At 55.4% G+C, this 12,751-nt stretch carries 9 protein-coding genes and 1 pseudogene; 8 read left to right on the top strand and 2 right to left on the bottom strand.

Going from position 1 to position 12,751, the window contains the following annotated elements; translation table 11 throughout:
• Window positions 1-38: 38 nt before the first annotated feature.
• Both ACN0SD_RS14315 and ACN0SD_RS14320 read right to left on the bottom strand, forming a co-directional pair.
• Window positions 39-965 (bottom strand): hypothetical protein, encoded by a 927-nt coding sequence (locus ACN0SD_RS14315; protein WP_417808911.1) that lies wholly within the window; start codon window positions 963-965, stop codon window positions 39-41.
• Window positions 966-1,028: 63 nt separating this feature from the next.
• The gene (locus ACN0SD_RS14320; protein ID WP_417808912.1) at window positions 1,029-3,155 is read right to left on the bottom strand and encodes a glycosyltransferase; all 2,127 of its coding nucleotides are present in this window, start codon (window positions 3,153-3,155) and stop codon (window positions 1,029-1,031) included.
• 570 nt (window positions 3,156-3,725) lie between these two features.
• Between ACN0SD_RS14320 and ACN0SD_RS14325 the strand changes: the two genes are divergently transcribed.
• The 8 genes and pseudogenes from ACN0SD_RS14325 to ACN0SD_RS14360 all read left to right on the top strand — a co-directional run.
• A complete protein-coding gene (locus ACN0SD_RS14325) occupies window positions 3,726-5,345 on the top strand; it encodes a peptide ABC transporter substrate-binding protein (protein ID WP_417808913.1) in 1,620 nt (539 codons plus the stop codon).
• 67 nt (window positions 5,346-5,412) lie between these two features.
• The gene (gene oppB, locus ACN0SD_RS14330; protein WP_417808914.1) at window positions 5,413-6,336 is read left to right on the top strand and encodes an oligopeptide ABC transporter permease OppB; all 924 of its coding nucleotides are present in this window, start codon (window positions 5,413-5,415) and stop codon (window positions 6,334-6,336) included.
• A gap of 22 nt (window positions 6,337-6,358) precedes the next feature.
• Complete coding sequence (locus ACN0SD_RS14335; RefSeq protein WP_417808975.1) at window positions 6,359-7,261, top strand: ABC transporter permease; 903 nt, start codon at window positions 6,359-6,361, stop codon at window positions 7,259-7,261.
• A 1-nt stretch (window position 7,262) separates the two neighbouring features.
• Window positions 7,263-8,231, top strand: a complete 969-nt coding sequence (locus tag ACN0SD_RS14340) for an oligopeptide/dipeptide ABC transporter ATP-binding protein (RefSeq protein ID WP_417808915.1) — start codon at window positions 7,263-7,265, stop codon at window positions 8,229-8,231.
• Window positions 8,228-9,241, top strand: coding sequence for an ABC transporter ATP-binding protein (locus ACN0SD_RS14345; RefSeq protein WP_417808916.1), 1,014 nt, complete (start codon window positions 8,228-8,230; stop codon window positions 9,239-9,241). Before ACN0SD_RS14340 ends, ACN0SD_RS14345 begins: the two co-directional genes overlap by 4 nt.
• A 147-nt stretch (window positions 9,242-9,388) precedes the next feature.
• The gene (locus tag ACN0SD_RS14350; protein WP_417808917.1) at window positions 9,389-11,356 is read left to right on the top strand and encodes a bifunctional 2',3'-cyclic-nucleotide 2'-phosphodiesterase/3'-nucleotidase; all 1,968 of its coding nucleotides are present in this window, start codon (window positions 9,389-9,391) and stop codon (window positions 11,354-11,356) included.
• A gap of 184 nt (window positions 11,357-11,540) precedes the next feature.
• The gene (locus tag ACN0SD_RS14355) at window positions 11,541-11,762 is read left to right on the top strand and encodes a hypothetical protein (RefSeq protein ID WP_417808918.1); all 222 of its coding nucleotides are present in this window, start codon (window positions 11,541-11,543) and stop codon (window positions 11,760-11,762) included.
• A gap of 33 nt (window positions 11,763-11,795) precedes the next feature.
• Window positions 11,796-12,746 (top strand): annotated as a pseudogene (locus tag ACN0SD_RS14360) (efflux RND transporter periplasmic adaptor subunit); the annotation flags it as partial.
• Window positions 12,747-12,751 lie beyond the last annotated feature (5 nt).

Consider the following 12,751-nt stretch of genomic DNA (forward strand, 5'->3'; position numbering starts at 1 on the left):
ATCACTCATATCACCGCTCCCTTTTGCAGAGCCGTGAATCAGAACTGAGTGTCGAAATCAATGCATCCTGACCCTAGAAGTGATGCAGGGAGACTCATTCCTTTGAAATGCAGAAGCGCAAAAGTTGTTCCCGTATTTTTTACTTCGTTAAATCGAAACTCAAGTGTGCGCCATCGACCGGTCGCCTTAGAGAAATCAATAATCAATTTATTATCGTTATGCATCACACTCGTTTGGATTGCTGAGCCCTGCTCAAAATCGATAAAGACATCTTTTGCGAGTGCCCGGTGCTTGTTTGTTTTTCCCTTCCAAACACGTCTGACGTTTGAGCCCAAGACGCGTTGGAAGCGAGATAAAGTTTTTGCTTTTTGAGAAAAACGAATTCGCTTTATATCGTTCGCACTATGTAGTGAATTTGTTGTCGCAATTGAAGTGATACTCAGTCCATAAACATCAATTGCTACATTGCGAGCTTCAATGAAAAAAAGTAAGTGGAAAGATGTAATGTTATTGGCAGAAAATAATAATGCATCATCGATGTCAATCGTAAAGATCCGCTTCTCTCGATTTTTCCGAATTTCCATCTGTCGTGAACTAATGTCTTCGCTTCGACCGTTCTTGTAAAAAATTCGACAAATCGCGAAAATAGTTGCGGATTGTGCGCTTGCGGCATCTAGCAAGGCTACAATACGGCCTGAGCCTGCAACGTTTTTGGTCGAGGGAACATATTCCATAGAATACCATTCAGATGCGCCCATGTTTATTGGATTTATTCGATAGAATGGATCGCAGTTGTTTGGTTCCATCGCTGAAACCTTGAGCTTCTCCCCACTTCGATCGCCGCAGTTAACGCGTAAGCTATCTTGGATCAAGACGTCTTTGGTATAGGGGTGGTCCGATTGAGCCAGAGACACAAAGCTGGGATCATTCGGGTCAACTCTGAACTCTCCAAGTGCTTCAAGCATGATGCTGTCCCACATATTTCTGGTCGAATTTTACGTCAAGCGTGCCGAATGTCGAAAATAGCATCACTTCCTGAGGCTTCCTTCTTTTCCTGCCACATGGTAGAAATTATTTGGTCCATTCACATTAAGAAAAGCCGCTATGTCGGCCCCCCATTCGTTATAAAGTTCTCGATGCTTCTGAGTGATTTTTTCATAATTAATATCCCAAAGTCCGCCACCCGAGCGAAAAATTGATTCCGAACGAATGCGATACTCAAAAAGTGCTTCGGGAATCATGACGCCGCGATGGCCGCCGGCAAGCAATGAAATCATGCCTTCCCAATCGTCTAGAAACATGCGCAAATCGGGGTCGTGCCATCCACTTTGTTCGAAAGCCGCGCGCTTATAGATTAGCGATTGACAGTTGGTCTGGTTCATAATCAATTGGATCGGCGGCTCGGCGTTCCATGTCGCCCAGTTTCGAATGCGACCATCAGCATTGTAGTCTTCGATCCATGCGCCACAAAAAGACACATTTTCGTATGTCTTTAAAATTCGCATTGCTTTTTCGTAATAGCGCGCGCCAATTAGATCATCTGAATCTAACAGTGCAATGAAGGGTGCGAGAGAATGTTTAACGCCTGTATTGCGTGCATTCGCGACCCCTCCATTTTGGATGTTAATAATTCGGAGTTGTTTTTCATTTAGCCCGTGCGTGGTATGAAGTTGACCCAGAAGTTCAATGGATCGTTGATCTGTTGAGCCGTCGTTGATAAGGATGGTTTCAAAATTTTTGAACGTGCTATTTGAAATGCTATCAAGAGTTTCATCAATGTAATCCGCCATATTGAAATAGGGAACAATGATTGACAGCTCGGGATTACCATCAGAAATGCTTGCGGCTTCGAAAACACAGCTTTCCTTAGGTGGAGAGAGGAACGGGAAACTTTTCGGAGCGGAGCATTTCTGCGCTGACAACTCACGAACCATCTTTTCCTTTTCGAGAAGAAATATCTTAGGGTCGCAGTGCCTTTTAATTTTTGATTTAGCATTCGATCGCATCGTGATACGAGTGTTTTCGGAAAGGTTATATGCTTTTCGCAAAGCTGCGGCAAATTTTTGAGGATCTTCGACATTTGTAAGAAAAATATCATCCTCATCCGTCGCAATTTCGCGAATCCCACCGTTGGAACCTGCGACACATTTGGTGCCTTCGCTCATCGCTTCGAGTACGCTATAAGGGAAATTGTCGAAGTGAGAGGGGTGCACTTGCGCGTAGGCGGTTTTCGAGATTTTGGAGATTTCGCTACGCGGGCATTTTCCTTTGAGCGTTAGCAATCCGCCATCAATATATTTTTTGTACCGTTTCTCGATGTATTCTGAGTAATTTGTGCCTGTAACTGTGAAAAATGTATCTTCACCATATATATAAAATGGAACTTTTATGCCTTCGTTCCAGAGGATCTCGAAGGCTCTGATGGCCGACTCCACCCCTTTCCAATGGGTGAGGCGTGATGCCATATAGAAGTGGTCATAACTTCCTCTTGGGGGCGCATCCAGCGCGGCAGAGTCTTCTACCGGAAAAGGATTGTGCAAAACTTTGCACGGGCCTAATTTCGCGCCTGTCCGCCCGACCTCTTTATCGAGAAGATCCAAGATAGCCTTCGCGCAGCCAATAACGAGATCAGCGCCACACAAAGCTTGCAATTCAAGCTGACCAGTCCAATAGTGTGGCAATTTGAAAGTTGGAATTTGATTCAGGCGATCAATCAAGTAAGTTGGGGTATGCGCCGTAACAATAATCGGTACATCTTGGAGACGCGAATTCAGGCATAGCTTTTGCTGAATCGTCAACGACCCAATCCCAAAACCATCCGCAAATTCGACGTAGTCGGGGTGCACAAGATCCCTCAGCCCCGTATCAATTTGCATCATAAATAGATCTGAAAATCGTTCGAAAAGCCGTGCGACATTTACCCAATGCCCAAGTTCATCTTTTTCCAAAGACTGGTTTGGATTGATTGTAATCAGCTGGACATTGTCATGCAGATATCGCCGGGACATAAGGCCCGACTGACGGTTGGAAAGCGTGAAGACCACCAATGATGCGTCTGAACGTTCCGCATAGGCTTCGGTGACGATGCGCATATAGGTACTGAGGCCGCCACCGAACTCGGGTGGATACTCAAAGGTAAAATACCAAGCATTCATCGTGTGTTTTCCAACATTTGCGCATCCGAGACGTCGCAATCCATCCTGCAGGGTGCCAGAACGTCGTCGGTAACAAGGATTGCCCCGCTGGCCTGCGTTAGGAGTGCGAAGTCGCCCTCAGGTTGAGGCTACGGACAATTCGTTAAGAATTTATTTAAAAAGGAACGCATTCGCACATTGTCCGACGCATAGCCCCCGTGTCTTTCGTGCTGAAGAATCGGCGCGTTTGCGTGCTGCGCGCGATGTATCGGTGTGAGACTTGGCATGATGAGGGGTGTGTGACCTCGCCGCGTCTCGATGCTGACGTCGAGGTTAACGGCGTTCACGGTGCTCGCGAGGTGGAAAACCGATTCACGAGTGAATTCAACGCGCTCAACGCTTAAGTCATGCTAACCCCTACGCTCTCGATGAAAACAGCGCGCTCACATCAATGTTATCTCTGCGCGGTCGGGCTTGCCCTCGGCGCGGTGATTGCGCTTGATGGCGCATCAACAAGAGATTTGAGCAATCATAGGTTGTGATGTTAGCATGCCACCTGACGCATCAAATCCCACCAAATGGAGGTATTCCTTGAAGCCAATCCTCGCGATTTCCGCTTTTGCCCTGATGATGGGCGGCGCCGCACCCATATTCGCGCAATCCGATCACGTCCCCGCCGACACCAAGCTGGCGGCCAACCAGAGCTTTACTTACTGGTTGCAGGACGATCTCAAGACGCTAGATCCCGATCTGAACACGTCGAAGGATGGCAATGACGTCCTTCAGCAGATGTTCGAGGGGCTCTACAATCAAGACGAGCACGGCAATCTCGTGCCCGCTGCGGCCACGAGCTTTGACGTTTCCGATGACAAGATGACTTACACATTCCATCTGCGCGACGAGAACTGGTCGGACGGCACGCCAGTCACCGCGCAGGATTTTGTCTACTCATGGCAGCGGGTGGCCGATCCCAATACCGCCTCGGAATATGCGTGGTATATTGAGCTGATGCAGGTCAAGAACGCCCATGCCGTGATCGAGGGTGACAAGCCGGTCTCGGATCTGGGAGTCAAGGCGCTTGATGACCACACGTTGCAGGTCACTTTGGAAACACCGATTCCCTATTTCCGCCAGATGCTGGTGCTGTCCTCGACCTTCCCGGTGCCAGAGAAGGTGGTGAAAGAATATGGCTCTGACTGGACCAAGCCCGAGCATATGGTCACGAACGGTGCCTACACGCTGAAAAGCTGGAAGATCGGCGAGAGCATTGAGCTGACCAAGAACGACAAATATTGGGATGCGGCGAATACGACGCTGACCGACCTGAAGTTCATCCCGATCCAAGATCTCAATCAAGCGCTGACGCGCTATCAGGCAGGCGAACTGGATTTCGTGCAGACCCCGGCAGGTCAATATCCGCGCCTGAAGGATGAATACCCCGACCAGGCGCATGCTCCGCCGCGCTCCTGTGTTTATGCCTACCGCTTCAATGTTGGCCCGAACGGACCGGAGGCACTTAAAGATGTGAAGGTGCGCCAGGCGCTGTCTTATGGCATCAATCGCGACATCATCATCGACAAGATCCTTAAGGGTGGGCAGAAACCAGCCTATAGCTGGACCCATTGGGCGACTGCGGGCTTCGAAGCCCCTGATATCGAATATGCGAAGTGGACTGACAAAGAGCGCATGGATAAGGCCAAGGAACTGCTCAAAGAAGCAGGCTATGGCCCCAATCACCCGCTCAAGCTGCGGATCATGTACAACACCTCGTCCGATCACAAAAAGATCGCGATTGCGGTGCAGCAGTTCTGGAAACAGATCGGGGTCGATGCCACGCTCGAGAATTTCGAGTGGAAGGTTTATCTCGACAAGCTCAACCAGCAGCATGATTTTGATGTAGCCCGGACCGCTTGGTGTGCCGATTACAATGAGGCCTCGACCTATCTCGACGTGAATACCTCGTGGTCGGATCAGAACTCGGGTCAGTGGAAAGACCCGGCGTATGACGCGCTGATGAAAGACAGCAAGACTGCAGCCGATCCGCAAAGCGACTACACCAAAGCCGAGAAAATTCTTGCCGATCAAATGCCGCTGGCACCGATCTACGCTTATTCGCTGCCGATGCTGCTGAATTCAAATATCAAGGGCTACCCGTTCGATAACGTGCAGCTCAACTGGTACGCGAAGAACATGTATCGCACGGCGAAGTAAGCCGCAGACAGGGAAACAGGGCGGGCTGCAAGCGCGGCCCGCCCGATGAATTTCCGGGGTAACCTAAATGATTGTCTACATTCTCAAGCGTCTGGCCATCGCAATCCCGACGCTGCTGGTGCTGATCATCGCAAGCTTTGCGTTGATGCATGCTGCACCGGGCGGGCCGTTCTCGTCTGAACGCGCCGTGCCGCCCGAGGTTTTGGCCAACCTCAACGCGAAATACGGCCTTGATCTGCCGCTGTGGAAACAGATCGCGACCTACCTGTCCAATGTGGTGTTGCATTTCGATTTCGGACCGTCCTTCAGCTACAAGGACCGCACCGTGAATGACATCATCGCGCAGGGCTTTCCGGTCACGCTAACCTACGGGTTTCTTAGCTTCATCGCAGCGGTGGTTGTGGGCGTGAGCCTTGGTGTGACCGCCGCAATCAAGCGCAATTCGTGGCTTGATTACATCGCCGTCGGCGTATCGATCGGCGCGCAGGTGCTGCCCAATTTCGTGATGGCCCCGATCCTTGTGCTGGTCTTCACGCTGACGCTGCATTGGCTGCCCGGCGGAGGCTGGAGCTTTTCCGACCCGCGCTTCTGGATCATGCCGGTGATTGCGCTGTCCACGTCCTACATGGCCTCGATTGCGCGGATCACGCGGTCCTCGATGCTTGAGGTGCTGGGGTCAAACCACATCCGCACCGCACGCTCCAAAGGGCTGCCGAACCGTAAAATCATCTTCCGTCACGCGCTCAAACCCGCGCTGCTGCCGGTGATTTCCTATCTCGGGCCGGCCTTCGTTTCGATGATCACCGGTTCAGTCATTATTGACGTGTATTTCACCACTGGCGGAATCGGCAAAAGCTTTGTCGATAGTGCGCTTAATCGCGACTACGCGGTGATGATGGGGGTGACGATCCTGTTGGGTACGCTGACCATCCTGTTCAATCTTGTCGTCGATATCGTCTACGGATGGATCGACCCGAAAATCCGGTATTGATATGGTCATAGATCAAAGCAAAATGGCCTCGCTGGCCAAGGCCACATCGCGCGAAGACGTAGCGGGACGCTCGCTTTGGGCCGATGCGCGGCGGCGGTTCTTTCGTAACAGGGCGGCAATCTTTGGGTTGGGATTGCTGATCTTCGTCATCACGTTTGCCCTGTTTGGCAACTGGATTTCAGCGTGGAACAATTCTGATATCGATTACAACGTGATGGGCGATGCCAGCGCCTCTGGTCCGTCCTTCGCCAATGGCCATTATTTCGGCGCAGATGATCTGGGGCGCGATCTTTTTGCGCGCACCGTGCAGGGCACGCAAATCTCGTTGCTCGTGGGGGTGATCGGATCGTTGATCGCGGTGATCGTGGGCACGGTTTACGGCGCGGTGTCGGGCTATTTCGGCGGCCGTATCGACGGGTTCATGATGCGCCTCGTCGATATCTTGCTGGCGATTCCGTATATGTTCGTCCTGATCTTGCTACTGGTGATTTATGGCCGCTCGATCGGGATGCTGTTTGTCGGCGTCGGGCTGATTTCATGGCTGGAAATGTCGCGCATCGTGCGTGGGCAAACCCTGACGCTGAAGAACCGCGAATATGTCGAGGCCGCGCGCGCCATCGGTGTGCCCGCCCTCACCATCATCCGCCGCCACATCCTGCCCAACCTTGTGGGCGTGGTGGTAGTGTTTGCGACGCTGCTGGTGCCGCTGATGATCCTGACCGAGAGCTTCATCTCGTTTCTCGGGCTGGGCGTGCAGGAACCGCAAACCTCGCTTGGGGCGCTGATCTCGGAAGGGGCAGGCACGATGAGCTATGGCACGTTGTGGCAGCTCGCCTTCCCGTTGTTTTTCTTCATCATCACCCTGTTTGGTTTCTATTTCGTAGGGGACGGTCTGCGTGACGCGCTGGACCCGAAGGAGCGCTGATATGGCATTGTTGGACGTAAAAGATCTAAACGTGCGCTTTGCCACGCAAGAGGGCGCGGTGCATGCCGTCAACGGTGTCAGTTTCGCGCTGGAAAAAGGCGAGACGCTGGGCATTGTGGGCGAAAGCGGGTCGGGCAAATCCCAGCTCGCCTTTTCGATCCTTGGGCTTTTGGCCGCCAACGGGCGCGCGTCTGGCTCTGTCAGCTTTGACGGGGCCGAGATTTTGAATCTCCCCGAGGGGCAATTGAACAAAATCCGCGCCGACCGGATCGCGATGGTGTTTCAAGACCCGATGACTGCGCTCAACCCCTATATGCGGATCTCCGATCAGATGGCCGAGACGCTGATGCAGCATAAAGGCCTGTCCAAACGCGATGCAGTGGCGCAGGCGGTGGTGATGCTGGATGCGGTGAAAATCCCTGATGCGAAAAACCGGGTGCGGCTGTTTCCGCATGAGTTCTCGGGCGGGATGCGGCAACGCGTGATGATCGCGATGGCGCTGCTGTGCAAGCCTGACGTGCTGATCGCGGACGAACCCACGACCGCGCTGGATGTGACCGTGCAGGCGCAAATTATGGATCTGCTGGGCGATCTGCGTCGTGAACTTGGCATGGCGACGGTGCTGATCACCCATGATCTAGGCGTCGTTGCTGGCTTTTGCGAGCGCGCGATCGTCATGTATGGCGGCCAAGTGATGGAGCAATCCGAGATTGACCCGCTGTTTGCACAGCCCACACATCCCTACACCAAGGGCTTGTTGGCGGCGCTCCCGCGGCTGGATGCCGATAGCACGATGATCCCGATCCGGGGCAATCCGCCTAACATGACCGGCGCGCCCACGGGCTGCCCGTTCTGTCCGCGTTGTGATTTCGTCGAGGATATTTGTGCAGTGGAAATGCCCCCGCTCACCACCTTCGCGCCGGGCCGTGCGCGTGCCTGTCACCGCGCTATCGAGGAGGTCGCCGCATGAGTGCTCCACTGATTGAGGCTCGTGATCTGCGGGTGACCTTCGACATTCGCCGCGCCTCGGACCTGCCATGGAGCACGCCGCCAAAGCTGCGCGCCGTGAACGGCGTCAGCTTTACGCTTGAAGAAGGGAAAACGCTGGGCATCGTGGGCGAAAGTGGTTGTGGCAAGTCCACGCTGGCGCGCGCGTTGATCCGCATGTTGCCCTCTGAGGGGCAGGTGATCTGGCAAGGCGAAACCGATCTTGTGCCGCTTGGTCCGCGCGCGATGCTGAAATATCGCGCCGATATCCAGATGATCTTTCAAGACCCGCTGGCCTCGCTTGATCCGCGCATGACGGTGGGCGAAATCATCGCCGAACCGCTGCGCACGCATCGTCCCAAGATGGGCCGCAAAGAGCGGCGCGAAAAGGTGCGCGCTGTGATGGAAAAGGTCGGCTTGCTGCCCAACCAGATCAACCGCTACCCGCATGAGTTTTCAGGCGGTCAATGTCAGCGCATCGGCATCGCCCGCGCGCTGGTGGTGGAGCCGAAACTGCTGATCTGCGACGAACCCGTCTCGGCGCTAGATGTGTCGATTCAGGCGCAGGTGATTGCGCTGCTCGAGGATCTGCGCCGCGATCTGGGTCTGACGATTATTTTTATCGCCCATGATTTGTCGGTAGTGCGCCATGTCTGCGACGAGGTGATGGTGCTGTATCTGGGCCAGATGATGGAGGCCGGGCCAACCGAACACCTGTTCGCCGCCCCCCAGCACCCCTACACGCAGGCGCTGCTGTCGGCTGTGCCAATCCCCGATCCGGCGGTGGAGCGAGCCAAGAAGCTGATCCATCTGGAGGGCGATTTACCCAGCCCGCTGAACCCGCCCTCGGGCTGTCCGCTGCGCAACCGCTGTCCGCGCGCGACCGAGATCTGCGCCACCACCCCGCCCACCGCGACGATCGAGGGGCGCGAGGTGTTTTGCCACCATCCCGGCCCCGCGCCCGAGGTGCAGGCGATCTTGGAACATGGCTGAAGAATGCAACGCGGGCGGCCTGACCGCCGCCCGCTCACGCGGTTTTGTGCCCTTGGACAGAACAGGGTTTGTCCGTACGGTCAAAACGCTGTTACGATCCTGCGATAGAGCGCTTCGACAAGAAGCCATATATCGGAGGTTCCCCCAATGTCTTTGCTTTCACGCCGCCAGTTTTTGCTGACCACCACCGCTGCGGGTGGTTTGGTCATGGTGCACCCGTTCACCGCTGCTGCGGCTGCGGGTCAGGCGCATCTGCGTTTGCTGTGCACGACCGATATTCACTGCCATATCCGCCCCTATGATTACTACGCCGACAAGCCCGTCGATACGGTCGGCCTGTCGCGTACCGCCACCCTGATCGAGGGTGTGCGCGCCGAGGCCGCCAATACGATGACGTTCGATAATGGCGATTACATGCAGGGCAACCCGATGGCCGATTACATCGCCTATTCCAAGGGGATGAAAGAGGGCGATACGCACCCCGTCATCGCGGCGATGAATGTTTTGGGCTATGATTGTGGCACGCTTGGCAATCACGAATTCAACTACGGCATGGAATTTCTGGGCAAGGTGAACGCCAAGGCGGGCTTCCCGCTGGTCTGTGCGAACTTCGCCCATAAACTGGGGGCCACCCCGCGCGAGGATGATCTGTATCTGCCGCCCTACATCATTCTGGATCGCGAATTGACTGATGGCGCGGGCAACAAGCTGCCGATCAAGGTCGGGGTGATCGGCTTTGTGCCGCCCCAGATCATGCAATGGGATCGCAGCCATCTTGAGGGCAATTACAACACCCGTGACATCGTGCAGGCGGGTGCCGCTTGGGTGCCGCAAATGCGCGAGGAAGGTGCTGATATCGTTGTGGCACTTTCTCATACCGGCATCGATGCAGGCCCGCAAAGCGAGGGGATGGAGAACGCCGCCCTGTATGTGGCGGGCATTGACGGGATCGACGTTGTGATCACCGGTCACCAGCACCTGAACTTCCCCGGCAAGGATTTTGAAGGCCCCGGCATCGACAATGACAAGGGCACCTTGCAAGGCAAACCTGCCGTGCAGGCCGGGTTCTGGGGCAACCACATGGGTCTGATTGATCTGATGCTGGAACAAGACGGCGGCAAGTGGAAGATCGCGACGCACACGTCTGAGATCCGTCCGATTTTCAAACGCGGCGAGGATCGCTCGATCACGGCCCTGACCGACGATTACGGCCCGGTGTTGCACAGCTCCGATCAGGTGCATGAGGCGACGTTGAAATATGTCCGCGCCAAGGTCGGCGAAACCACCGCGCCGCTGTATTCCTATTTCGCGCTGGTTGCCGATGATCCTTCGGTGCAGGTCGTGTCCAACGCGCAGCTTTGGTATGTCAAACAACTGCTGGAGGGCACGCCCGAGGGCAAACTGCCGCTGCTCTCGGCTGCGGCTCCGTTCAAGGCGGGCGGGCGCGGCGGCCCCGATTATTACACCGATGTACCCGCAGGTCCGGTCGCGATCAAGAACGTGGCCGATCTTTACCTGTATCCCAACACCTTGCAGGCGGTGAAAGTGACGGGTGCGCAGGTCAAGGACTGGCTGGAACGCTCGGCGGGGATGTTCAATCAGGTCGATGCAGGCGCGAAAGACGCGATGCTGCTCAACCCCGATTTCCCCAGCTATAATTTCGACGTGATTGACGGGGTGACCTATCAAATCGACATCACGCAGCCCTCGAAATTCGGCAAAGACGGCGATGTGGTGAACCCCGATACAAACCGCATTGTGGATCTGCAATTCGAGGGCAAGCCGATCGACCCCGAGGCCGAGTTTGTGATCGCGACGAACAATTATCGCGCCTCGGGTGGCGGGCAATTCCCCGGTGCCGATGGCTCGACCGTGATTTATCGCGCGCCTGACACCAACCGCGATGTGATCGTGCGCTATATCCATGACAAAGGCACGATCAGCCCGCAGGCCGATGCCAACTGGTCGTTCGCGCCCGCAGGCGGGGCGACGGTTTTGTTTGAAACTGGCCCCAAGGCGCAGACGTATCTCGAAGATGTGAAGTCGCGCGGGCTTAAGATCGAACCAGCGGATGGTGGCGAGGGTGGCTTTGCGCGCTACCGGATCACGCTGTAAAATAAGCTAAATCAATCAGTTGAAGGGGGCGCGCTGCGTCCCTTTCTGCATTTTGGCGTTAGCCGCTTGGGCGCGCAGGTTTGCGCAATTCGAGCGGCGGAAGTCGCGCGCCTCAGCTTATGAAGAGATTGCAAAGCCGATAGCAAATCGGCGGGAACATGGTGACTGGGAGTTTCGTAGGATGGTGAGCGGAACGAAGCAGGCGCGTGGGTTTACGCTGATCACAGCGGTGTTCATGATAGCAACCCAAGCCGTTGCTCAGGGCGCGCCCGGTGGACATGCCACTGGCCCGACCGAAGTGGGCGTGATGACGCTCACGACACAGGACGTGCCCTATATCGTCACCTTGCCGGGGCGCGCGGTCGCCTATGAGCAAACCGATATTCGCCCGCGTGTGAACGGGTAGATCAAATCCATCGACTAAGACGCGGGTCATAAAGTCACGACGGGCGATGCGCTGTTTCACATCGACGATGACACCTATCAAGCCGCACTGACCGCGGCGCAGGCCGAACAGGCAAGTTCCGACGCCAATGTCCAAACCGCCCAAGCGCAGGTGGATCGCTATACAAAACTGGAAAAGACCTCGATCTCCGTCAGCGATCTGGAAAGCGCGCAGGTGGCGCTGGCACAGGCCAAGGCTGCGCCGCTGCAAGCCAAGGCTGACCTGCAAACGGCGCAGCTTGATCTGGATCGCACGGTGATCCGCTCGCCGATCGACGGGGTGCCCGATGTGGCGGCGGTCTCGGTTGGCTCACTCGTGACGGCCAATCAAACCACCGCGCTGACCACTGTGACACGGCTCGATCCGATCTATGTCGATGAGTCCGAAAGCTCGGCGCGCATTGTGCGGGTGCGCCAGCGTATCGCCTCGGGGTCGTTGACGCGCGGGGCGCAGCTTAAGGTGTCGCTGCTGCTGGAACCGGGTGAGGAATATGACGGCACCGGCACGCTGATCAGCCCCGGCGCAACGGTATCAACGACGACCGGGACGGTTGATTTCCGCTTTCAGTTCGACAATCCAAACCATCAGATCATGCCCGGCCAGTTCTTGCGTGCCAAGATCACGCTGGGCGACACGCAAGCGATCCTTGTGCCGCAAGGCGCAACCACGCGCGAAGGGGATGGCTCGCTTTCAGCCTTCATCGCGCTCAATGGCAAGGCCAAGAAAGTAACGCTCACCACCAGTGGAACCTACGATAACGCACGGATCGTGACCGACGGGGTCGCAAGCGACGATGCGGTGATCCTGGATGGGCTGAAAAACCTGCGCGATGGCGCAGAGATCAAAACCGTGCCCGTGACGATCAACGCCGAGGGTGTGGTGAAGGATGCCGTGCCAAAGCGTGCAGAGGCGGCCCAAACCCGCGCAGCGGCGAAAAGCGAGTAATCCCG

This window comes from Thioclava sp. (assembly GCF_048263065.1).
In the GTDB taxonomy this organism is placed as follows: domain Bacteria; phylum Pseudomonadota; class Alphaproteobacteria; order Rhodobacterales; family Rhodobacteraceae; genus Thioclava.